This window comes from Metapseudomonas phytobenefica, assembly GCF_043392685.1.
Taxonomy (GTDB): domain Bacteria; phylum Pseudomonadota; class Gammaproteobacteria; order Pseudomonadales; family Pseudomonadaceae; genus Metapseudomonas.
The window spans coordinates 54764-76694 of the sequence record NZ_JBHZGM010000015.1 but is presented as its reverse complement, the minus strand read 5'-3'; the positions used below and the strand labels follow the sequence as shown (position 1 = coordinate 76694).

General features: G+C 63.2%; 19 protein-coding genes and 1 pseudogene. 14 read left to right on the top strand and 6 right to left on the bottom strand.

The window, feature by feature from the left end:
• Positions 1-168: 168 nt before the first annotated feature.
• Genes ACFW0B_RS13875 through rloA form a run of 3 tightly spaced genes read right to left on the bottom strand, consistent with a single transcriptional unit; the run spans position 169 to position 3227 of the window.
• Entirely contained in the window at positions 169-1155 is a 987-nt protein-coding gene (locus tag ACFW0B_RS13875) for an alpha-L-glutamate ligase-like protein (protein ID WP_449149038.1), read from the bottom strand.
• 3 nt (positions 1156-1158) lie between these two features.
• The gene (rloB, locus tag ACFW0B_RS13870) at positions 1159-2685 is read right to left on the bottom strand and encodes an osmotic stress tolerance membrane protein RloB (protein ID WP_449149036.1); all 1527 of its coding nucleotides are present in this window, start codon (positions 2683-2685) and stop codon (positions 1159-1161) included.
• 5 nt (positions 2686-2690) lie between these two features.
• On the bottom strand, positions 2691-3227 hold the full coding sequence (gene rloA, locus ACFW0B_RS13865) for a retropepsin-like aspartic peptidase RloA (protein WP_449149034.1): 537 nt from the start codon (positions 3225-3227) through the stop codon (positions 2691-2693).
• 304 nt (positions 3228-3531) lie between these two features.
• Here rloA and ACFW0B_RS13860 point away from each other — a divergent pair, with 304 nt between their 5' ends.
• From ACFW0B_RS13860 to prpF, 5 genes are all read left to right on the top strand, one after another.
• Complete coding sequence (locus ACFW0B_RS13860) at positions 3532-4254, top strand: GntR family transcriptional regulator (RefSeq protein ID WP_449149032.1); 723 nt, start codon at positions 3532-3534, stop codon at positions 4252-4254.
• On the top strand, positions 4251-5135 hold the full coding sequence (prpB, locus tag ACFW0B_RS13855) for a methylisocitrate lyase (RefSeq protein WP_449149030.1): 885 nt from the start codon (positions 4251-4253) through the stop codon (positions 5133-5135). The genes ACFW0B_RS13860 and prpB overlap by 4 nt, the downstream gene beginning before the upstream one ends.
• 83 nt (positions 5136-5218) lie before the next feature.
• Complete coding sequence (gene prpC / locus ACFW0B_RS13850) at positions 5219-6376, top strand: bifunctional 2-methylcitrate synthase/citrate synthase (RefSeq protein ID WP_449149028.1); 1158 nt, start codon at positions 5219-5221, stop codon at positions 6374-6376.
• Positions 6377-6387: 11 nt separating this feature from the next.
• Complete coding sequence (gene acnD / locus ACFW0B_RS13845) at positions 6388-9009, top strand: Fe/S-dependent 2-methylisocitrate dehydratase AcnD (protein WP_449149130.1); 2622 nt, start codon at positions 6388-6390, stop codon at positions 9007-9009.
• A gap of 131 nt (positions 9010-9140) precedes the next feature.
• Complete coding sequence (gene prpF / locus ACFW0B_RS13840; protein WP_449149026.1) at positions 9141-10328, top strand: 2-methylaconitate cis-trans isomerase PrpF; 1188 nt, start codon at positions 9141-9143, stop codon at positions 10326-10328.
• A gap of 99 nt (positions 10329-10427) precedes the next feature.
• Here the strand turns inward: prpF and ppsR are convergent, their stop codons facing one another.
• The gene (ppsR, locus tag ACFW0B_RS13835) at positions 10428-11246 is read right to left on the bottom strand and encodes a posphoenolpyruvate synthetase regulatory kinase/phosphorylase PpsR (protein WP_449149024.1); all 819 of its coding nucleotides are present in this window, start codon (positions 11244-11246) and stop codon (positions 10428-10430) included.
• Between the two features lie 164 nt (positions 11247-11410).
• Between ppsR and ppsA the strand changes: the two genes are divergently transcribed.
• The 9 genes from ppsA (at position 11411) to ACFW0B_RS13790 (ending at position 19894) form a co-directional block, all read left to right on the top strand.
• Positions 11411-13780, top strand: a complete 2370-nt coding sequence (gene ppsA, locus ACFW0B_RS13830; protein ID WP_449149022.1) for a phosphoenolpyruvate synthase — start codon at positions 11411-11413, stop codon at positions 13778-13780.
• Positions 13781-14005: 225 nt separating this feature from the next.
• Positions 14006-14992, top strand: coding sequence for an alpha/beta fold hydrolase (locus ACFW0B_RS13825; RefSeq protein WP_449149020.1), 987 nt, complete (start codon positions 14006-14008; stop codon positions 14990-14992).
• A gap of 84 nt (positions 14993-15076) precedes the next feature.
• Complete coding sequence (locus ACFW0B_RS13820) at positions 15077-15364, top strand: Rieske (2Fe-2S) protein (protein ID WP_449149018.1); 288 nt, start codon at positions 15077-15079, stop codon at positions 15362-15364.
• Positions 15365-15384: 20 nt separating this feature from the next.
• On the top strand, positions 15385-15873 hold the full coding sequence (gene rraA / locus ACFW0B_RS13815; protein WP_449149016.1) for a ribonuclease E activity regulator RraA: 489 nt from the start codon (positions 15385-15387) through the stop codon (positions 15871-15873).
• Between the two features lie 47 nt (positions 15874-15920).
• Positions 15921-16916 carry a zinc transporter ZntB gene (locus tag ACFW0B_RS13810; protein WP_449149014.1) on the top strand — a complete coding sequence of 332 codons (996 nt, stop codon included), beginning with the start codon at positions 15921-15923 and terminating at the stop codon, positions 16914-16916.
• A 48-nt stretch (positions 16917-16964) separates the two neighbouring features.
• Positions 16965-17219: a CrfX protein gene (locus ACFW0B_RS13805; protein WP_178119356.1), complete on the top strand. Its 255-nt coding sequence runs from the start codon at positions 16965-16967 to the stop codon at positions 17217-17219.
• A 2-nt stretch (positions 17220-17221) separates the two neighbouring features.
• Complete coding sequence (locus ACFW0B_RS13800) at positions 17222-18046, top strand: mechanosensitive ion channel family protein (RefSeq protein WP_449149012.1); 825 nt, start codon at positions 17222-17224, stop codon at positions 18044-18046.
• A gap of 96 nt (positions 18047-18142) precedes the next feature.
• Positions 18143-18733, top strand: a complete 591-nt coding sequence (gene sigX / locus ACFW0B_RS13795) for an RNA polymerase sigma factor SigX (RefSeq protein WP_083245941.1) — start codon at positions 18143-18145, stop codon at positions 18731-18733.
• Positions 18734-18841: 108 nt separating this feature from the next.
• Positions 18842-19894, top strand: a complete 1053-nt coding sequence (locus tag ACFW0B_RS13790; protein ID WP_449149009.1) for an OmpA family protein — start codon at positions 18842-18844, stop codon at positions 19892-19894.
• Between the two features lie 125 nt (positions 19895-20019).
• Here the strand turns inward: ACFW0B_RS13790 and cobA are convergent, their stop codons facing one another.
• Together cobA and ACFW0B_RS13780 are read right to left on the bottom strand one after the other, a co-directional pair.
• Positions 20020-20757, bottom strand: a complete 738-nt coding sequence (gene cobA / locus ACFW0B_RS13785) for a uroporphyrinogen-III C-methyltransferase (RefSeq protein ID WP_449149007.1) — start codon at positions 20755-20757, stop codon at positions 20020-20022.
• A gap of 136 nt (positions 20758-20893) precedes the next feature.
• Positions 20894-21895 (bottom strand): annotated as a pseudogene (locus ACFW0B_RS13780) (NAD(P)/FAD-dependent oxidoreductase); the annotation flags it as partial.
• Positions 21896-21931 lie beyond the last annotated feature (36 nt).

Genomic DNA, 21931 nt, shown 5'->3' with positions numbered 1-21931 from the left:
TTTCGCAGTTCCGTGGCCTGGATGAAATCCGGGGAAAGTCCCACCGCCGTTCCCGGATTTCATCCAGGCTACGAATTGTCTGTGGGCGATTTCAGTCGCGAATGAATTCGCTTCCACAGGAAAATAAAAAAGGGCGCTGGATAGCGCCCTTTCTCGTTTGCGTGTGGATCAGATCTCCACCGGCCGTACATGGCCGAACAGCTCCTGGGATACCCGCATGCGTTCTTCCGGGGTTTCCTGGATGCCCTTGGCCTTCAGCTCTTCGAGGCGAGCCTCGATGGCGTGGGCACGGTGGGTCAGGCCGCAGTCGTTGGCGATCTGGATGTTCAGGCCGGGGCGGGCGTTGAGCTCGAGGATCAGCGGGCCCTTTTCCTGGTCCAGCACCATGTCGACACCGATGTAGCCCAGACCGCACAGCTCGTAGCAACCGGCAGCCAGCTTCATGAAGCCATCCCAGTTCGGCAGCTGCACGCCGTCCACCGCGTTGGTGGTGTCCGGGTGCTTGGCGATCTTGTTGTTCAGCCAGGTGCCGCGCAGGGTGACGCCGGTGGCCAGGTCCACGCCGACGCCGATGGCGCCCTGGTGGAGGTTGGCTTTGCCATTTGACTGGCGGGTCGGCAGGCGCAGCATGGCCATCACCGGGTAGCCCATCAGCACGATGATGCGGATGTCCGGCACGCCTTCGTAGCTGATGCTCTTGAAGATCTGGTCCGGGGTCACGCGGTACTCGATCAGCGCGCGGTCGCGGTGCCCGCCGAGGGAGTAGAGGCCGGTGAGGATCGAGGAAATCTGGTGCTCGATTTCCTCGTGGCTGATGATCCTGCCGGACACCGTCTTGTAGCGGCCTTCGAAGCGGTCGGCGATCACCAGGATGCCGTCGCCGCCGGCGCCCTGCGCCGGCTTGATCACGAAGTCGTTATGCTCGCCGATGATCTCGTCAAGCTTCTCGATTTCCTTCTCGGTGGAGATGATCCCGTACATTTCGGGTACGTGGATTCCCGCCTCGATGGCGCGTTGCTTGGTGATGATCTTGTCGTCGACGATCGGGTACAGGTGCCGCTTGTTGTACTTCAGCACGTAGTCCGCGTTTCGCCGGTTGATGCCCATGATGCCTTTGGCTTCGAGGGCTTTCCATGTCTTGATCAGGCCGAACATGGCTCAGTCCTTCAGGAAGGCTTTGAAGCGGAAGAGCTCGGTCAGGCGGTAGCCGCGGTAGCGACCCATCGCCAGCATGAAGCCCACCATGATCAGCAGAACCGCCGGGAAGGTGAAGATGAAATAGGTCAGCTCCGGAATGGTCATCAGCAGGTGCGCCAGGGTAGCGGCGATCAGGGTGCCGATGGCCACCTTGAAGGCATGGCCGCCGCCGCGCTCTTCCCAGGTGATGGACAGGCGTTCGATGGTCATGGTCAGGATCACCATCGGGAACAGGGCGACCGACAGGCCGCGCTCCAGGCCGAGCTTGTGGCTCAGCAGACTGATGACCGCGATCAGCACCACCACGAAGGTCAGCACCACCGACAGTCGCGGCAGCATCTGCAGCTTCAGGTGCTCGAGGTAGGAGCGCAGCGACAGGCCGAGCGCGGTGATGATGGTGAACAGCACTATGCCGAAGCCCAGCTGGGTTTCGCGGAAGGCGAGGGCGATCAGCACCGGGGTGAAGGTGCCCAGGGTCTGCAGGCCGCCGAGGTTGCGCAGGATCAGGATCACCAGCACGCCGATCGGGATCATGATCATGATCTGGTAGGTCTGCTGGGTCTGCAGCGGCAGGCCGTAGAGCGAGTATTCGAGGAAGTCGGCGTCGGTGTTTTCGTCGGTCAGCTTGGCCAGGCGGATGGCGTTCATTTCGCTGTTGTTCATGCTGAAGGTCACCTGGACCTTCTTGCCGCCGTCGACGGTGATCAGGCTGTCGTCACCGGTCCACCAGATCAGGCGGTCGCTGGGCAGGCCCTGCTCGCCGCTGTCCGGGTTGAAGTACAGCCAGTTCTCGCCGTTGAAGCTGCGCAGCCAGAGTTCGGGGCTCTGGGACTGCTCGCTGACCAGGCGAATGGTGTGCACGCGTTCCATCGGCACGTGGGCGATGGACAGTAGCAGCTCGATGGCCTTGGCCTTGTTCGGCGTGCTGGTGTCGCCGGCCAGCAGCAGCTTGACGTTGTCATCGTTCAGGTTGTTGACCCGCTTGATGGTCTCGCTGATGAAGGTCTCGACGTCGGCCGAGTGCTGGCGGATGGGTGCCAGCAGGGCTTCGGCGGCGATCTTCTCGGGGCCTTCGACCGGAATGCTGTCGCGGAAGATCGGCCCCTTGTCCTTGGGCTTCTCGCCGGTATAGCGCTTGGTCAGCACCAGGCGGTAGTAGAGGGTCTGGTTGCCACTGGCGCGACGCGCGGACCAGGTCACCTTGCGGTTGCCATCCACGCGATTGATGCTCACCCCGTAGTTGTTGGAGATGAAGCTCTCGTTGAGGCTGACGTAGTCCCGGTTCAGCGGCGGAACGAACATCTGGACCTTGACCGGGTCGCGCGGATTCGCCTGGAACTCGACCTTGGCGTCGATGTTCCAGAGGTCGTCGGTCGCATCCTCGGTGATCGGGATGCCCTGGATGAAGATCTGGTAGGCCGTTATCAGAACGCCCAGGCTCACCAGCAGGGTGATCAGGACTTTCAGATGCAGGGTAAGAGAGCGCATGTGGGTTACTCGTCAGAGTTTGCGTCGGTGGCACAGCCGGGTTTTCCGGCAGCGTATTTAAGGCTCGGGTCGACCAGTGCATCGAAGCGTTTGAGCGCCTCGGAACCGATCAGAAGCGGGTATTGGAAAGCACTGCGGTCGGTGAGGTTCACTTCGATCTGCCGCAGGGCCTTGCCCATGCACACCTCCAGTTCGATCACCGGGCGTGCGGTGTAGGTCTTGCCTTCATCGGGGTCGTAGTCCCCAGCGCGACGCTTGATCTTGCTGATCCGCGCCAATGGACGCTCGATCGGGTGTTCGTGGGCGTCGTCGATGGCCAGGTAGAAACGCACCCAGGCCTCGCCATCCTTCTTGAAACGCTTGATGTCGCGGGCGCTGAGGGATGCAGTCTTGGCGCCGGTGTCGAGCTTGGCTGCGACTTCCAGGTCGAGGTCCTTCAGCTTGGCGTATTCGTTGAGGCCGTACACGGTCTTCTCGGTGGCGAAGCCAAGGCCGGGGAGGGCGAGCAGGCAGGCAATCGGGGCGAAGGGCTTGAGTGTCATAAGTCCTTTGGGCGTAACGCAGTCATAGGTCCAGGAGCCCGGCCCACGGCCATTCTGGCTGAGGCGCCTGGTCTGGGAGTCTAGCAGGCAAGTCACTGGCGCCCAGACTGGCGCTGGCGGCGCGCATTCTAACACGCGGATTTTCCGGCGCGACAGACGCTTATGACGCAGGTGACGGGAGCCTGACGCTGCAGGTGAGATTTTTGGAATTAGACGGATTGTCGACAATTAGTCGAATGTCGTTTGACATGCCTGCTTATATGGCAGTAGTTTTGCGTCACCAAACAAGAATGTGTCGACAATCATGCTGGACACCCCTGAACGCCCCGTCACCGAACAGCTGGACTCGGAAACCTTGGCCGAAAGCGTCTTCCGCCGCATCCAGACGGCCATCGTGCGTGGCGACATCGCTCCCGGCAGCAAGATTTCCGAACCCGAGCTGGCGCGCACCTACGGCATCAGCCGTGGCCCGCTGCGCGAGGCCATCCATCGCCTGGAAGGGCAGCGCCTGCTGGTGCGCGTGCCCCACGTCGGGGCGCGGGTCGTATCCCTCAACCATGCCGAGCTGATCGAGCTCTACGAGATTCGCGAATCCCTCGAAGGCATGGCCTGCCGTCTGGCTGCCGAGCGCATGAGCCAGGCCGAGATCGACGAATTGCGCCGGGTGCTGGATACCCACGAGCGCGACGAGGCCTTTCAGGCCGGCCTTGGCTACTACCAGCAGGAAGGCGACTTCGACTTCCACTACCGGATCATCCAGGGCAGCGGCAACCAGACCCTGACCAAGATGCTCTGCGGCGAGCTGTACCAGCTGGTGCGCATGTACCGCCTGCAGTTCTCCACCGTGCCGAACCGCCCGCGCCAGGCCTTCAACGAACACCACCGGATTCTCGATGCCATCGCCGACCGAGACGGCGAACTGGCCGAGTTGCTGATGCGCCGTCACATCGGTGCCTCCAAGCGAAATATCGAGCGCCACTACCAGGAAGCGCTCGCCAACCCGTCCAAAACACGAGGTGAGTCATGACTCAGAAAACTGCCGGCCAGCGCTTCCGCGACGCCATTGCCGAGGAACGTCCGCTGCAGGTCATCGGCGCGATCAACGCCAACCACGCGCTGCTGGCCAAGCGTGCCGGCTTCAAGGCCATCTACCTGTCCGGTGGTGGTGTCGCCGCCGGCTCGCTGGGCCTGCCGGACCTGGGCATCAACACCCTGGACGACGTGCTCACCGACGTTCGCCGCATCACCGACGTGTGCGACCTGCCGCTGCTGGTGGACATCGACACCGGTTTCGGCCCCAGCGCCTTCAACATCGAGCGCACCGTCAAGAGCCTGATCAAGGCCGGTGCCGCTGCCGCGCATATCGAAGACCAGGTCGGCGCCAAGCGCTGCGGCCATCGTCCGGGCAAGGAAATCGTCTCCACCGAGGAGATGGTCGACCGCGTCAAGGCGGCTGCCGATGCCAAGACCGATCCAGCCTTCTTCCTGATCGCCCGTACCGACGCCATCCAGGCTGAAGGCGTGGATGCCGCCATGGAGCGCTGCCTGCGCTACGTCGAAGCCGGCGCCGATGCCATCTTCGCCGAAGCCGCTTACGACCTGCCGACCTACAAGCGCTTCGTTGATGCGCTGGGCGTGCCGGTGCTGGCCAACATCACCGAGTTCGGCGCAACCCCGCTGTTTTCCCGCGACGAACTGGCTTCGGTCGGCGTCGCCATCCAGCTCTACCCGCTGTCGGCCTTCCGCGCTGCCAACAAGGCTGCCGAGGCTGTCTACACCGCGATTCGCCGCGATGGCCACCAGAAGGAGGTCATCGACCTGATGCAAACCCGCGCGGAGCTGTACGACCGCATCGGCTATCACGCCTTCGAGCAGAAGCTCGACGCCCTGTTCGCCGCCAAGAAATGACCGGACGCAGGCCGTTCTGCAGAAGGGCGGCCTGCGTAAAAACAAGACCGAAGCAACCGGATTGAAATGAGGAGAATCAAGCGATGAGCGCTACCGAAAACACCACCGCCTTCAAACCGAAGAAGTCCGTGGCCCTGAGTGGCACCGCCGCCGGCAACACCGCCCTGTGCACCGTTGGCCGTACCGGTAACGACCTGCATTACCGCGGCTATGACATTCTCGACTTCGCCACCTCCTGCGAATTCGAGGAAGTCGCCCACCTGCTGGTGCACGGCAAGCTGCCGAACGTCGCCGAACTGGCCGGCTACAAGGCCAAGCTGAAGGCCCTGCGCGGCTTGCCGGCCGGCGTCAAGGCCGCCCTGGAGCAACTGCCGCCGTCCGCCCACCCGATGGACGTGATGCGCACCGCCGTTTCCGTGCTGGGCTGCCTGTCCCCGGAGAAGGATGACCACAACCATCCGGGCGCCCGCGACATCGCCGACAAGCTGATGGCTTCCCTCGGCTCCGCGCTGCTCTACTGGTACCACTTCAGCCACAACGGCAAGCGCATCGACGTCGAGACCGACGACGATTCCATCGGCGGTCACTTCCTGCACCTGCTGCACGGCGAGAAGCCGCGTGACTCCTGGGTCCGCGCCATGCACACCTCGCTGATCCTGTACGCCGAGCACGAATTCAACGCGTCGACTTTCACCTCCCGCGTGATCGCCGGCACCGGCTCCGACATGTACTCCTGCATCACCGGCGCCATCGGCGCGCTGCGTGGTCCGAAGCATGGCGGTGCCAACGAGGTGGCCTTCGAGATCCAGAAACGCTACGACAATCCGGACGAAGCGGAAGCCGACATCCGTGCCCGCGTCGAGAAGAAGGAAGTGGTGATCGGCTTCGGCCACCCGGTCTACACCGTGTCCGATCCGCGCAACAAGGTGATCAAGGAGGTGGCTCGCGAGCTCTCCCTCGAGCAGAAGAACACCAAGATGTTCGACATCGCCGAGCGCCTTGAGTCGACCATGTGGGAAATCAAGAAGATGTTCCCCAACCTCGACTGGTTCAGCGCCGTCAGCTACCACATGATGGGCGTGCCCACCGCCATGTTCACCCCGCTGTTTGTGATCGCCCGCACCTCCGGCTGGTCCGCCCACGTCATCGAGCAACGCATCGACGGCAAGATCATCCGCCCGAGCGCCAACTACGTCGGCCCGGAAGATCTGAAGTTCGTGCCCCTGAAGGACCGTCCCTGATCATGAGCAGCATGAATAGCCAATACCGCAAGAGCCTGCCGGGCACGGCGCTCGACTACTTCGACACCCGCGAGGCGGTGGATGCCATCGCCCCGGGCGCCTACGCCAAGCTGCCGTACACCTCCCGCGTGCTGGCCGAACAGCTGGTGCGCCGCTGCGATCCGGCCATGCTGACCGATTCGCTCAAGCAGCTGATCGAGCGCAAGCGTGACCTGGACTTCCCCTGGTACCCGGCCCGCGTGGTCTGCCACGACATCCTCGGCCAGACCGCGCTGGTGGACCTGGCCGGCCTGCGCGATGCCATCGCCGAGCAGGGCGGTGACCCGTCCAAGGTCAACCCGGTGGTGCCGACCCAGCTGATCGTCGACCACTCCCTGGCCGTCGAATATGGTGGTTACGACCCGCAGGCGTTCGAGAAGAACCGTGCTGTCGAAGAGCGCCGCAACGAGGACCGCTTCCACTTCATCGAGTGGACCAAGACCGCGTTCAAGAACGTCGACGTGATCCCCGCCGGCAACGGCATCATGCACCAGATCAACCTGGAGAAAATGAGCCCGGTGATCCAGGCGCGCGACGGCGTTGCCTTCCCGGACACCTGCGTCGGCACCGACAGCCACACGCCGCACGTGGACGCCCTGGGTGTGATCGCCGTCGGCGTCGGTGGCCTGGAAGCCGAAACCGTGATGCTCGGCCGCGCTTCGATGATGCGCCTGCCCGACATCGTCGGCGTCAAGCTGACCGGCAAGCGCCAGCCCGGCATCACCGCCACCGATATCGTCCTCGCCCTCACCGAATTCCTGCGCAAGGAGCGGGTGGTGGGTGCCTATGTCGAGTTCTTCGGCGAAGGGGCCGACAGCCTGTCCATCGGCGACCGCGCCACCATTTCCAATATGTGCCCGGAATACGGTGCCACTGCGGCGATGTTCTACATCGACCAGCAGACCATCGAGTACCTCAAGCTCACCGGTCGCGAGCCGGAGCAGGTGGCGTTGGTGGAGAACTACGCCAAGACCACCGGTCTGTGGGGCGACGCCCTGGCCACCGCCGAATACGAGCGGGTGCTGCAGTTCGACCTGTCCACCGTGGCACGCAACATGGCGGGCCCGTCCAACCCCCATCGCCGCCTGCCGACTTCCGCGCTGGCCGAACGCGGCATCGCCGACGAGGCCAAGCTCGAAGCGGGCAAGGCCGAGGAAGCCAACGGCCTGATGCCGGATGGCGCGGTGATCATCGCCGCCATCACCAGCTGCACCAACACCTCCAACCCGCGCAACGTCGTGGCCGCCGGCCTGCTGGCGAAGAAGGCCAACGAGCTGGGCCTGGTGCGCAAGCCCTGGGTGAAGACTTCCTTCGCGCCGGGCTCGAAGGTCGCCAAGCTGTACCTGGAAGAAGCTGGCCTGCTGCCGGAGCTGGAGAAGCTCGGCTTCGGCATCGTCGCCTATGCCTGCACCACCTGTAACGGCATGTCCGGCGCGCTGGACCCGGCGATCCAACAGGAAATCATCGACCGCGACCTCTACGCCACCGCCGTGCTGTCGGGCAACCGCAACTTCGACGGCCGTATCCATCCCTACGCCAAGCAGGCCTTCCTCGCCTCGCCGCCGCTGGTGGTGGCTTACGCCATCGCCGGTACCGTGCGCTTCGACATCGAGCAGGACGTACTGGGTCACGACCAGGCGGGCAATCCCATTACCCTGAAGGACCTGTGGCCGAGCGACGAGGAGATCGACGCCATTGTCGCCGCCTCGGTGAAGCCCGAGCAGTTCAAGCAGATCTACATCCCGATGTTCGACCTGGGGACGGTGAAGGAAGCCGAGAGCCCGCTGTACGACTGGCGCCCGATGTCCACCTACATCCGCCGTCCGCCGTACTGGGAAGGCGCCCTGGCCGGCGAGCGCACCCTCAAGGGCATGCGTCCGCTGGCGGTGCTGCCGGACAACATCACCACCGACCACCTGTCGCCGTCCAATGCCATCCTGGCGGACTCGGCGGCTGGCGAATACCTGGCGAAAATGGGCCTGCCGGAGGAGGACTTCAACTCCTACGCGACCCACCGCGGCGATCACCTGACCGCCCAGCGCGCCACCTTCGCCAACCCGCAGCTGGTGAACGAGATGGCGGTGGTGGACGGCGAGGTGAAGAAGGGTTCCCTGGCCCGCGTCGAGCCGGACGGCAAGGTGATGCGCATGTGGGAAGCCATCGAGACCTACATGGATCGCAAGCAGCCGCTGATCATCATCGCCGGTGCCGACTACGGCCAGGGCTCGTCCCGTGACTGGGCGGCCAAGGGCGTGCGCCTGGCGGGTGTCGAGGCCATCGTAGCCGAGGGCTTCGAGCGCATCCACCGCACCAACCTGATCGGCATGGGGGTGCTGCCGCTGGAGTTCAAGCCGGGTACTACCCGCAAGACCCTCGGCATCGACGGCACCGAGACCTTCGACGTGATCGGCGAGCGCAAGCCGCGCGCCGACCTCACCCTGGTGATCCGCCGTACCAACGGCGAAGCCATCAAGGTTCCGGTGACCTGCCGCCTGGATACCGCTGAAGAGGTGTCCATCTACGAGGCTGGCGGCGTGCTGCAGCGCTTCGCCCAGGACTTCCTCGAAGCCTCGGCGGAAAAAGCTGTCGGCTGAGGCACGCGACAGCCCCCTCTCCCTCCGGGAGAGGGTCGGGATGAGGGATGGCGCTTGCCTTCCCTCATCCGCCCTTTGGGCACCTTCTCCCCGGGGGAGAAGGGCATTCAAAGCCTTTCAGGACATTATTCATGGCCCACGTTCCCCAAGTCAGAATTCCCGCCACCTATATCCGTGGTGGTACCAGCAAGGGCGTGTTCTTCCGCCTGCAAGACCTGCCCGAGCGCTGCCAGGTGCCCGGCGAAGCACGCGACAAGCTGTTCATGCGTGTGATCGGCAGTCCCGACCCGTATTCCGCGCATATCGACGGCATGGGCGGCGCCACTTCCAGCACCAGCAAGTGCGTGATCCTGTCCAGGAGCAGCCAGCCCGGCCACGACGTGGATTACCTCTACGGGCAGATCTCCATCGACAAGGCCTTCGTCGACTGGAGCGGCAACTGCGGCAACCTCTCTACCGCCGCCGGAGCCTTCGCCATCCACGCCGGCCTGGTCGATCCTTCGCGCATTCCGCAGAACGGCACCTGCGTGGTGCGTATCTGGCAGGCCAATATCCAGAAAACCATCATCGCCCACGTACCGGTCACCAACGGCCAGGTGCAGGAAACCGGCGATTTCGAGCTTGACGGCGTGACCTTCCCGGCCGCGGAAATCGTGCTGGAGTTCCTCGATCCGTCCGATGACGGGGAGGAGGGGGGCTCGATGTTCCCCACTGGCAACCTGGTGGATGACCTGGAAGTGCCCGGCGTCGGCACCTTCAAGGCGACCATGATCAGCGCCGGCATCTCCACCGTGTTCGTCAATGCCGAGGATATCGGCTACACCGGCGCCGAGCTGCGTGAAGCCATCAACGGCGATCCGGAGCAACTGGCGCGTTTCGAGAAGATCCGTGTCGCCGGCGCGCTGCGCATGGGCCTGATCAAGACTCCCGAAGAAGCCGCGACCCGCCAACACACGCCGAAGATCGCTTTCGTCGCGCCGGCGAAGAACTACCGCACCTCCAGCGGCAAGGAAGTACAGGCCGGTGAAATCGACCTGCTGGTGCGCGCGCTGTCCATGGGCAAGCTGCACCACGCGATGATGGGCACCGCTGCCGTGGCTATCGGCACCGCCGCGGCCGTTCCGGGCACCCTGGTGAACCTCGCCGCCGGTGGTGGCGAGCGTAGCGCCGTGCGTTTCGGTCATCCCTCCGGCACCCTGCGCGTGGGCGCGGAGGCGAAGCAGGTGGACGGCGAATGGACGGTCACCAAGGCCATCATGAGCCGCAGCGCTCGCGTGCTGATGGAGGGTTGGGTGAGGGTGCCGGGCGACGCCTTCTAGGTGACGTACGGCAACTGCCTGCGCTCGACGATCTTTCGGGTCGCCGATTCCCGGGCATGAAAAAGCCCGCGAGGCGGGCTTTCTCTCTGAGCGTCCGGCTTACTTGAGCCGGCGCTCGACGCCTTTTTCCACCAGGATCTTGGCGGAAATTTCCTCCACCGAGAAATGGGTGGAGTTGATGTAGTTGATGTTTTCGCGACGGAACAGGTTTTCCACCTCGCGGACTTCGAACTCGCACTGGGCGAAGCTCGCGTAACGGCTGTTGGGCTTGCGCTCGTTGCGGATGGCGGTGAGGCGATCGGGGTCGATGGTCAGGCCGAACAGCTTGTCCTTGTACTTCTTGAGGGCGGCGGGAAGTTGCAGCCGCTCCATGTCTTCCTCGGTCAACGGATAATTCGCCGCACGAATGCCATATTGCATTGCCATATACAGGCAGGTCGGCGTCTTGCCGCAGCGGGACACGCCCACCAGGATCAGGTCGGCCTTGTCGTAGTAGTGAGTGCGGGCGCCGTCGTCGTTGTCGAGGGCGAAGTTGACCGCCTCGATCCGCTCCATGTAGTTGGAGTGGTGGGCGATGGAGTGGGATTTGCCGACGGAATAGGAAGAGTGCGAGGTCAGTTCCTGTTCCAACGGAGAAAGGAATGTGGAGAAGATGTCGATCATGAAGCCATCGGAAGTGGCCAGGATGTCACGGATTTCCTGGTTCACGATGGTGTCGAAGATGATCGGGCGGGCGCCGTCCGCCTCCGCAGCCTTGTTGATTTGCTGTACCATGGCGCGCGCTTTCTCGACGCTGTCTATATAGGGGCGCGTGAGTTTGTGGAAGGCGATGGTTTCGAACTGCGCCAGGAGGCTCTGGCCAAGGGTTTCCGCAGTGATGCCGGTGCCATCGGAGATGAAGAAAGCGGTTCGTTTCATTTGCGCCAAAGGCCTTAAGTCAGGAACGATTCTTGGCTATGATAGGCCGCGTTTTTCGCCAGGCCCGAGCCGGTCGGCATTGTGACGTATTTTTCTGGACCAAAGCCAGAACGCTGCGGAGTGGTTCCGCATGAGCTTTTCCAATAATTAGTGGAGAGATCACCTTGGTAGAGTACGTAGTTTCCCTCGATAAGCTCGGCGTCCATGATGTTGAGCATGTGGGGGGCAAGAACGCATCCCTGGGCGAGATGATCAGCAATCTGGCTGGCGCTGGCGTTTCCGTTCCTGGTGGTTTTGCCACTACCGCCCAGGCCTACCGTGACTTCCTCGAGCAGAGTGGCCTGAACGATCGCATCCACGCCGCCCTCGACAAGCTCGATGTGGATGACGTCAACGCCCTGGCCAAGACCGGCGCCGAAATCCGCCAGTGGGTGATGGACGCCGAGTTCCCCCCGCGCCTGGATGCCGAAATTCGCGCCGCCTTTGCCGAACTGGCCAAGGGCAACGACAACCTGGCCGTGGCCGTGCGTTCCTCCGCTACCGCCGAAGACCTGCCCGACGCGTCCTTCGCCGGCCAGCAGGAAACCTTCCTGAATATCCGTGGCGTGGACAATGTGATCCGCGCTGCCAAGGAGGTATTCGCCTCCCTGTTCAACGACCGCGCCATCGCTTACCGCGTGCACCAGGGCTTCGATCACAAGCTGGTCGCCCTGTCCGCCGGCGTGCAGCGCATGGTCCGTTCGGAAACCGGCACCGCCGGCGTGATGTTCACCCTGGACACCGAATCCGGCTTCCGTGACGTGGTCTTCATCACCGCCGCTTACGGCCTCGGCGAAACCGTCGTGCAGGGCGCTGTGAACCCCGACGAGTTCTACGTGCACAAGGCAACCCTGGAAGCCGGTCGCCCCGCCATCCTGCGCCGCAACCTGGGCAGCAAGGCGATCAAGATGGTCTACGGCGACGAAGCCAAGGCCGGCAAGTCGGTGAAGACCGTCGACGTGGATCGCGCCGACCGTGCCCGCTTCGCCCTCTCCGACGCCGAAGTGGCCGAACTGGCCAAGCAGGCGCTGATCATCGAGAAACACTACGGCCGCCCGATGGATATCGAGTGGGCCAAGGATGGTGACGACGGCAAGCTGTACATCGTGCAGGCCCGTCCGGAAACCGTTAAGAGCCGTGCCAGCGCCACCGTGATGGAACGCTACCTGCTGAAGGAAAAGGGCAAGGTCCTGGTGGAAGGCCGTGCCATCGGCCAGCGCATTGGCGCCGGCAGCGTTCGCGTGATCCACGACGTATCCGAGATGGACAAGGTCCAGCCGGGCGACGTGCTGGTCTCCGACATGACCGACCCGGACTGGGAACCCGTGATGAAGCGCGCCAGCGCCATCGTCACCAACCGCGGCGGCCGTACCTGCCACGCGGCGATCATCGCCCGTGAGCTGGGTATCCCGGCAGTCGTGGGTTGCGGCAACGCCACCCAGGTGCTGCAGGACGGCCAGGGTGTGACCGTTTCCTGCGCCGAAGGCGACACCGGTTTCATCTTCGAAGGCCAGCTGGGCTTCGATATCCGCACCAACTCGGTCGATGCCATGCCCGAGCTGCCGTTCAAGATCATGATGAACGTCGGCAACCCGGATCGCGCCTTCGACTTCGCCCAGCTGCCCAACGAGGGCGTGGGCCTGGCCCGTCTGGAATTCATCATCAACCGCATGATCGGCGTTCACCCGAAGGCCTTGCTGAACTTCGCCAGCCTGCCGGCGGAGATCAAGGAAAGCGTCGAGAAGCGCATCGCCGGTTACGACGATCCGGTCGGCTTCTATGTCGAGAAGCTGGTGGAAGGCATCAGCACCCTGGCGGCGGCCTTCTGGCCGAAGAAAGTCATCGTGCGCCTGTCGGACTTCAAGTCCAACGAATACGCCAACCTGATCGGCGGCAAGCTCTATGAGCCGGAAGAAGAGAACCCGATGCTCGGCTTCCGTGGCGCTTCCCGCTACATCAGCGAGTCCTTCCGTGACTGCTTCGAACTGGAATGCCGTGCGCTGAAGAAAGTGCGCAACGAGATGGGACTGACCAACGTCGAGATCATGGTTCCCTTCGTGCGTACCCTGGGCGAAGCGAGCCAGGTGGTCGAGCTGCTGGCCAGCAACGGCCTGAAGCGCGGCGAGAATGGCCTGAAGGTCATCATGATGTGCGAGCTGCCGTCCAACGCCCTGCTGGCCGAGGAGTTCCTGGAGTTCTTCGATGGCTTCTCCATCGGCTCCAACGACCTCACTCAGCTGACCCTGGGTCTGGACCGCGACTCCGGCATCGTCGCTCACCTGTTCGACGAGCGTAACCCGGCCGTGAAGAAGCTGCTGGCCAATGCCATTGCCGCCTGCAACAAGGCTGGCAAGTACATCGGCATCTGCGGCCAGGGCCCGTCCGACCACCCGGACCTGGCCAAGTGGCTGATGGAGCAGGGCATCGAAAGCGTCTCGCTGAACCCCGACTCCGTACTGGACACCTGGTTCTTCCTTGCGGAAGGTCAGGCCTGATCCTTCGTAAGCCAGAATGAAAAGGGCGGGTTTAGAACCCGCCCTTTTTTTGCGTGCGCGAAAGGTCTGGTGATTTGCAGTAAATCGTAGACCGGATGAAATCCGGGAGCGGCGGAGGGACGTACCCCGGACTTCATCCGGGGTACGGGGCTCAGCCTGCTTCTTCCTGAAAAACAAGGCCGCCTTCCCGGGGAAAGTGCAATAAACCGTTTTTGTGCAGCACTCATGCAAAGCAGTAGCGAACTCTTTCCCGTGGCGCTGATCGGCGCGGAACTCCGTGGCGACCTGACCGAAGACGTCTATCGCCTGAAACCCGGCAATAGCCCTGACCCCAGCGTCGAACTGGTCCTCACCCGCCTTGGCCGCTTCGGCCACGAAGACGCCCGTGGCGTGCCGGTGATCCTCGTGCACGGCAGCTTTTCCAATCGCCGTTTCTGGTACTCGCCCAAGGGACTGGGGCTCGGGCCACACCTGACGCGTGCCGGCTTCGATGTGTGGATCGCGGAGATGCGTGGGCACGGTCTGTCGCCGCGCAACCAGCACTATCGCCGCAACCGGGTGGCGGATTACGCGCGGTATGACTTGCCGGCCATCTCGGCCTTCGTTCGCGAACAGGCCGGTCAGGCGCCGCACTGGGTCGGTCATTCCCTGGGCGGCACGACCCTGGCCGCGGCCTTGGGCGGTCATTACCTGGGCCAGGAGGACGTCGCATCCGCTGCGCTCTTCGGGAGCCAGATCAGCCGTGTCTACTGGCTGCTGAAGATGCCACCGGTGGAGTGGGGTGGCCGCATGCTGCTCAAACGCTTCGATGTGCTTTCCGGGCCGTGGCTGAAGCGCGGGCCGGAAGACGAGCCGATCGGCCTCGCTCTGGAGAGCATGCGCTGGCATGGCCTGTTCGGGCGCTTTGGCGATGCCGAGCGGGACTGGTGGGCCGGCCTGGCGGAGGTGCATGTGCCTGTACTGGCGGTAGCTGCCGCAGGCGACCTGCAGGACCCGGTCTGGGCCTGCCGGAAGCTGGTGGAGCAGGTGCCCGAGGACTGCCGTCACTTCCTGAAACTGGCAAAGGATGAAGGGTTCAGTGATGACTTCGGTCACATCGAAATGCTGGTGAGCAAGGCCGCCGAGCGTGAAGTCTGGCCCTTGGTGGCCCATTGGCTGAAGCACCAGGCCTTGCCGGGGACGCTGCGAGCGGCCGGGGCCCTGGCGCTCTAGCCCGCTGCCCGCTGGCGTTTTCCGGTTTCGGGAGGCGGGAGGCTGTGCTAAAGATGGCGGGAATCGCGGCGCGCTGGAGGCTTCATGTTCGTAGCGCTGGAACGGCGGTTCGACCTGGAGGGCGGTCATCGCAGTGCCTTTCAGGAGAAAGGGCGGTATTTATTGCGGATCGTCGTTGATCAGCGGTCGATCCTCATGGAAAATCGCTGCCCACGCCGGGGGCTGCACGCCGACTCGCCCGAGCAGGGGCGTTGTTCCAGGCACGGCATTGCCTTTGACTTGACCAATGGCCGTCCGCTCAATGCGTCCTGCCCTCCGTTGCAGCGCCTGCCGCTGGCTTTTCACGGCGACCGCATCGGTCTCGATCTGTAACTGCTATCAAGGAGATGTCCATGCAATACGTTACCCCTGATCTGTGCGATGCCTATCCGGACCTGGTCCAGGTGGTCGAGCCGATGTTCAGCAACTTTGGCGGCCGCGACTCCTTCGGCGGTGAGATCGTCACCATCAAGTGCTTCGAGGACAACTCCCTGGTCAAGGAGCAGGTCGACCTGCCGGGCAAGGGCAAGGTGCTGGTCGTGGATGGCGGCGGGTCCCTGCGCCGGGCCTTGCTGGGCGACATGCTGGCCGAGAAGGCCGCGAAGAACGGTTGGGAAGGCATCGTGGTCTACGGCTGCATCCGCGACGTCGACGTGATCGCCCAGACCGACCTGGGTGTCCAGGCGCTGGCCAGCCACCCGATGAAGACCGACAAGCGCGGCATCGGCGACCTGAACGTGGCCGTCACCTTCGGCGGCGTCACCTTCCGCCCCGGCGAGTTCGTCTATGCCGACAACAACGGCATCATCGTTTCGCCAAAGCCCCTGGAAATGCCGGCCTGACCTGGAAAACCCGGCGAAAGCCGGGTTTTTTCTGCCAAGGAGACTGAATGTTCGAGGAACAGAACGCCCAGTGGGGATTGGTGTATGCCTTCGTGCTGGACGGGCAGGGCGGCGCCGAACCGATCTCCCGCGAGGCGCTGGACGATCTGCAGTTGAGGCCGGAGCAGAGCCTCTGGCTGCACTGGGATCGCAGCCACCCGTTGGCGCGGCGCTGGCTGCGGGAGCAGAGCGGGCTGTCCGAGTTCACCTGCGACCTGCTACTGGAAGAAAGCACGCGTCCACGCATGCTGGCGCAGCCCGGTGACGAGCTTCTGCTGTTCCTTCGTGGGGTGAACCTGAATCCCGGGGCGGTGCCGGAGGATATGGTTTCGGTGCGCATCTTCGCTTCGTCGCAGCGTGTGCTTTCCCTGCGCCTGCGCCCACTGCGCGCCACCGATGAGCTGATCGAACAGTGGGCCAGCGGCACCGGTCCGAAGGTGGCGTCCGAGGTGCTCCTGTACTTGGCCGAACACCTGACGGACAAGATCGATTCGCTGGTGGCCGAGTTGTCGGATCAGGTCGACGAGCAGGAAGAGCACCTCGACAACAACGAGCGTTTCCGCCCGGACCACGACCTGATGTTGCAGATCCGTCGACGGGCGGCTGGACTCAAGCGCTTCCTCGCGCCCCAGCGGGACATCTACGGGCAGCTGGCGCGCAGCCGGATGCCCTGGTTCGTCGCAGACGACAGCGATTACTGGAACGAACTGAACAACCGCCTGACGCGTTACCTGGAAGAGCTGGAGCTGATTCGAGAGCGCATTGGCCTGGTGCTGGAAAGCGAGAGCCGCCGCCAGGGCGAGCGCACCAGTCGCACCATGTACCTGCTCGGCATCACGACGGGTTTCTTCCTGCCGCTGAGTTTCATCACCGGCCTGCTGGGCATGAACGTGCGCGGTATCCCCGGGGACGAGACGCCTTATGGCTTCCTCCTGACCTGCATGCTGATCCTCGGGATCGCGGGGTTCCAGTTATGGCTGTTCCGTCGGCTTCGCTGGCTCTGATGTGACCCGGCCCGCTCCAGCCTCGTCTAGCCCACATATCTACGTGAGGTGCGCATGCACGATCCGTTCGAAGAATCCCTGCGGGACCTGCTCAAGGCGTCTCCACATTCCGACCACGACGACGACGCGACGCTGGGCCGGGTGCTCAAGACCGCCAATCGTCAGGTGGGTGCCGGGGATCTGTTCAGTCTCATGGGCCACTGGCTCGAGGCGATGATGATCGCCCTTAACAATGGCTCGCCCCATCTGGCGCCCGTTTCGCGTCGCAATGCTTCTGTCCGTTCTGCAGATAAGGCTGATTGAACATGGAATTCGACCCCTGGACCCAAGGACTCGTTAATGCCATGACCACGGTGTGGACACCGGTGGCGGGCTTCATTCCGCGCCTGTTCGGCGCGCTGGTGGTGGTACTGCTGGGCTTCGTGGTGGCCAAGCTGCTGGATACCCTGTTGTCCAAGCTGCTGGCCAAGGTAGGACTGGATCGCCTGATGGGCGGTACCGGCCTGACCAAGATGCTCGCCCGCGCCGGTATCCAGGTGCCGGTTTCCACCTTGATCGGCAAGATCGTCTACTGGTTCGTGCTGCTGATCTTCCTGGTCTCCGCGGCCGAATCCCTGGGGCTGGACCGTGTTTCGGCCACCCTCGATGTGCTCGCCCTCTACCTGCCCAAGGTGCTGGGTGCGGCGCTGGTGCTGCTGGCTGGTGTGCTGCTGGCGCAACTGGTCAGTGGCCTGGTGCGCGGCGCGGCCGAAGGCGTGGGGCTGGAGTACTCCCATGGGCTGGGCCGTATCGCCCAGGGCCTGGTCATCATCATCAGCATCTCCGTGGCCATCGGCCAGCTGGAGGTGAAGACCGACCTGCTGAACAACGTCATTGCCATCGTGCTGATTTCCATCGGCCTGGCGGCGGCGCTGGCGCTGGGGCTTGGCAGTCGCGAAATCGCCGGGCAGATCCTCGCCGGCATCTATGTGCGTGAGCTCTATCAAGTGGGGCAACAAGTCAAGGTTGGCGATGTCGAAGGGCAGATCGAGGAAATCGGTACGGTGAAAACCCTGCTGCTCACCGAGGAAGGTGAGCTGGTATCGGTGTCGAATCGTACTTTGCTCGATCAACGGGTAACCAGCCGCTAACACGACGGCTTTTCCCTGCTAATGTATGCCGCCAGACAGGGTGCGCGAACCCCGCGCCCCCAGCGGCTTTTGACCTGACTGTCGGCCCGACCCGTTTTGAACAAGCCCCAATCGCTTTCCTTGCGCTATGACCCACGCGAGCTCTCCGATGAAGAGCTCGTGGAGCGTGCGCATGTCGAGCTATTCCATGTCACTCGCGCCTATGAAGAATTGATGCGGCGTTATCAACGCACCTTGTTCAACGTCTGTGCCCGCTATTTAGGCAACGACCGCGACGCAGATGATGTCTGTCAGGAAGTGATGCTGAAAGTGCTCTATGGTTTGAAGAACTTCGAAGGCAAGTCGAAGTTCAAGACATGGCTATATAGCATCACGTACAACGAGTGCATTACCCAATATCGGAAAGAGCGTCGGAAACGACGTTTGCTTGATGCGCTGAGTCTCGATCCTCTCGAAGAAGCGTCGGACGAGAAAGCTCCCAAGGTCGAGGAACGTGGGGGGCTAGAGCGTTGGCTCGTGCATGTCAACCCCATTGATCGGGAAATTCTGGTGCTACGTTTTGTCGCAGAGCTTGAGTTCCAGGAAATCGCCGACATTATGCATATGGGCCTGAGTGCCACAAAAATGCGCTACAAGCGTGCGCTTGATCGCCTTCGCGAAAAATTTTCCGGACTCGCTGAAACTTAGTTCGGGAAAAATTATCTCTTATGGGCCGGCCCGTTCTGCTAGAATTGCCGCCCAAGTTGTCCAGAGATTGTCCGACAACTTACTGACCACCAAGATGGGGATTTACGGATGAAACTGAAAAACACCTTAGGCGTAGCCGTTGGCTCTCTTGTTGCCGCCTTTTCGCTGAACGCGCTGGCTCAGGGCCAGGGCGCAGTTGAGGTGGAAGCTTTCGGTAAGCGTTACTTCACTGACAGTTCTCGCGACCTCGAGAACGGCAACCTGTACGGCGGCTCGGTAGGTTACTACTTGACCGACGACGTTTCCCTGGCCCTGTCGTACGGCGAATACCACGACATGACCTCCGAAGACTCCTTCGGCACCGATGGCCACAAGGACATCAAGGGCAACCTGGCCTCGCTGGACGCCATCTACCACTTCGGCACCCCGGGTGTCGGCCTGCGTCCTTACGTTTCTGCCGGCTTCGCCCATCAGAACATCAGCAACATCCCGCCGCGTACCGGCCGTGACCACAGCACCTTCGCCAACGTTGGCACCGGTCTGAAGTACTACTTCACCGAGAACTTCTTCGCCAAGGCGAGCCTGGACGGCATGTACAACCTGGATGCCCAGGAAGCCGAGTGGATGGCTGGCGTAGGTGTCGGCGTGAACTTCGGCGGTTCCACCAAGCAGGCCGAGCCGGCTCCGGCTCCGGTTGCTGAAGTGTGCGCTGACAGCGACAACGACGGCGTTTGTGACAACGTCGACAAGTGCCCGGACACCCCGGCCAACGTCACCGTTGACGCCGATGGCTGCCCGGCTGTTGCCGAAGTCGTACGCGTTGAGCTGGACGTGAAGTTCGACTTCGACAAGGCCAAGGTCAAGGAAGAAAGCTACGGCGACATCAAGAACCTGGCTGACTTCATGAACCAGTACCCGGCTACCACCACCACCGTTGAAGGTCACACCGACTCCGTTGGTACCGACGCCTACAACCAGAAGCTGTCCGAGCGTCGTGCCAACGCCGTTCGTGAAGTTCTGGTCAACCAGTACGGTGTTGGTGGCGAGCGCGTCAACGCTGTTGGCTACGGCGAAACCCGCCCGGTTGCCGACAACGCCACTGCTGAAGGCCGCGCTGTTAACCGCCGCGTAGAAGCCGAAGTAGAAGCCCAGGCCAAGTAATTGGTTTGAGCTGCAGGAAAAACCCGGCCTCGGCCGGGTTTTTCTTTGTCTTGAGAAAAGTGTACCGCTGCCAAAAAAGCCCGGCAGAGCCGGGCAAGCACTACTTCGCAGGAGCGAAGAGAGGTTCAGGCGCTTTGCGCCATCGGGAGGACGGCTTCGGCCGCGGCGACTTCACCTATGATCAGGATGGCCGGGCTCTTGAGTTCGAAGGTCCTGGCGTCCGCCTGCATGCGGGCGAGGGTGCTGCGGCATTCCCGTTGATGGGGCAGGGAAGCGTTCTCGATCATCGCCACGGGCATGGCGCCGGCCATGCCACCGGCCAACAGGCCCTCGCGGATATCCGCCAGTTTTGCGACGCCCATGTAAACCACCAGGGTGGTGCCCGATTGCGCCAGGGCGCCCCAGTTGAGGCTGCTGTCGTCCTGGGTGTGCGCGGTGACCAGGGTCACGCCACGGCTGATGCCGCGCAGGGTGAGGGGAATGCCGCAGTTGGTGGCCCCGGCCAGGCCCGCGGTGATGCCATTGACCAGCTCGCTGTCGATGCCGCGTTCGGCCAGCCACTCGGCCTCCTCGCCGCCGCGGCCGAAGATGCACGGATCGCCACCTTTCAGCCGCACCACGCATTTGCCATGGCGCGCGTAGCGCAGCATCAGGCGATGGATGAATTCCTGGGGCGTCGAGCGGCAGCCGCCGCGCTTGCCGACGCGGACCACCCGGGCGGCCGGCGCGTGTTCGAGCACCGCTGGATTGACCAGGTCGTCGATCATCACCACATCCGCCTGATTCAAGGCTTTCACGGCTTTCAGGGTGAGGAGTTCAGGGTCGCCGGGGCCGGCACCGACCAGCCAGACTTTGCCATTCATTGGAATTCTCCCGGGCGCAGCGCGCTCCACAATTGATTCAGGTCCAGGCGAGCACGTCGCTGGAAGCCAGTTCTATCTGCCAGTCGTGCAGGGGGCACGCCTCGTGGTCCTCGGCGGCATGACCGGCGTGGGGGAGGTCGCCGGCGCAGAACATCTCGATGCCGGCGATCTTGAGTCGGGTGCTCATGTGCGCGCCCTGGTAGCGGGCGAAACCGAGCATGGCCAGGTGATTGGCGCAGACCTTGGCCTGCTCCATCAGCGGGGCGACCAGTCCGTAGGAAATGCCGCGATGGTTGGCGCATTCGCCGATGGCGTAGATGCGCGGGTCGTAGGTTTGCAGGGTGTCGTCGACCAGGATGCCGTGGTTGCAGGGCAGGCCTGCCTGTTCGGCGAGTTCCGTATTGGGCGTGATGCCGGCCGCCATCACCACCAGGTCGGCGGTGATGATCTCGCCGCCCGCCAGTTGCACGGCGCAAACCTGGCCATTGCCATTGTCGATCAGCTCTTCGGTGGCGGTGCCCAGGCGGAAGCGGATGCCTCGGGCCTGCAGGGCGCGCAGCAGCTTGTCGCCGGCCGGCTGGTCGAGCTGCTTTTCCAGCAGCCAGTCGGCCAGGTGCACGACGGTTACGTCCATGCCGCGCTGCTTGAGGCCATTGGCCGCTTCCAGGCCGAGCAGGCCGCCGCCGATCACCACGGCGTGGCTGTGGGAGCGAGCGGTTTCAATCATGGCGCGCGCGCCGGCGATATCGCGGTAGCCGATCACGCCTTGCAGGCGATTGCCGGGGATGGACAGGCGGCTCGGCGTGGAGCCGGTGGCGATTACCAGGCGGTCGTAATCGGCGCAGGTGCCGTCGTCGGCGACCACCTGGCGGCGCTGGCGATCGATCTTCACCACCTTGCGTCCCAACAGGAGTTCGATGCCGTTATCCGCGTACCACGCCAGGTCGTTGAGGATGATCTCCTCGAACGACTGTTCGCCCGCCAGCACCGGCGAGAGCAGGGTGCGGTTGTAGTTGGGGTGGGGTTCGGCGCCGAACACCGTGATCTGGTAGTGCTCCGGTGCGAGCTTGAGCAGCTCTTCGAGGGTTCGCACTCCGGCCATGCCGTTTCCGATCACCACCAGCTTGGATGTCTTCATGCCAGGACACTCCTGCATAAACGTCGAGCAAACAAA

Coding starts and splice junctions, on each gene's coding strand:
- ppsR (WP_449149024.1), bottom strand. CDS start 11,246: ATGAAACGAACCGCTTTCTTCATCTCCGATGGCACCGGCATCACTGCG.
- prpF (WP_449149026.1), top strand. CDS start 9,141: ATGGCCCACGTTCCCCAAGTCAGAATTCCCGCCACCTATATCCGTGGT.
- prpB (WP_449149030.1), top strand. CDS start 4,251: ATGACTCAGAAAACTGCCGGCCAGCGCTTCCGCGACGCCATTGCCGAG.
- acnD (WP_449149130.1), top strand. CDS start 6,388: ATGAATAGCCAATACCGCAAGAGCCTGCCGGGCACGGCGCTCGACTAC.
- ACFW0B_RS13820 (WP_449149018.1), top strand. CDS start 15,077: ATGTTCGTAGCGCTGGAACGGCGGTTCGACCTGGAGGGCGGTCATCGC.
- prpC (WP_449149028.1), top strand. CDS start 5,219: ATGAGCGCTACCGAAAACACCACCGCCTTCAAACCGAAGAAGTCCGTG.
- rloA (WP_449149034.1), bottom strand. CDS start 3,227: ATGACACTCAAGCCCTTCGCCCCGATTGCCTGCCTGCTCGCCCTCCCC.
- ACFW0B_RS13800 (WP_449149012.1), top strand. CDS start 17,222: ATGGAATTCGACCCCTGGACCCAAGGACTCGTTAATGCCATGACCACG.
- ACFW0B_RS13810 (WP_449149014.1), top strand. CDS start 15,921: ATGTTCGAGGAACAGAACGCCCAGTGGGGATTGGTGTATGCCTTCGTG.
- rloB (WP_449149036.1), bottom strand. CDS start 2,685: ATGCGCTCTCTTACCCTGCATCTGAAAGTCCTGATCACCCTGCTGGTG.
- ACFW0B_RS13875 (WP_449149038.1), bottom strand. CDS start 1,155: ATGTTCGGCCTGATCAAGACATGGAAAGCCCTCGAAGCCAAAGGCATC.
- rraA (WP_449149016.1), top strand. CDS start 15,385: ATGCAATACGTTACCCCTGATCTGTGCGATGCCTATCCGGACCTGGTC.
- ACFW0B_RS13860 (WP_449149032.1), top strand. CDS start 3,532: ATGCTGGACACCCCTGAACGCCCCGTCACCGAACAGCTGGACTCGGAA.
- ACFW0B_RS13825 (WP_449149020.1), top strand. CDS start 14,006: ATGCAAAGCAGTAGCGAACTCTTTCCCGTGGCGCTGATCGGCGCGGAA.
- cobA (WP_449149007.1), bottom strand. CDS start 20,757: ATGAATGGCAAAGTCTGGCTGGTCGGTGCCGGCCCCGGCGACCCTGAA.
- ACFW0B_RS13790 (WP_449149009.1), top strand. CDS start 18,842: ATGAAACTGAAAAACACCTTAGGCGTAGCCGTTGGCTCTCTTGTTGCC.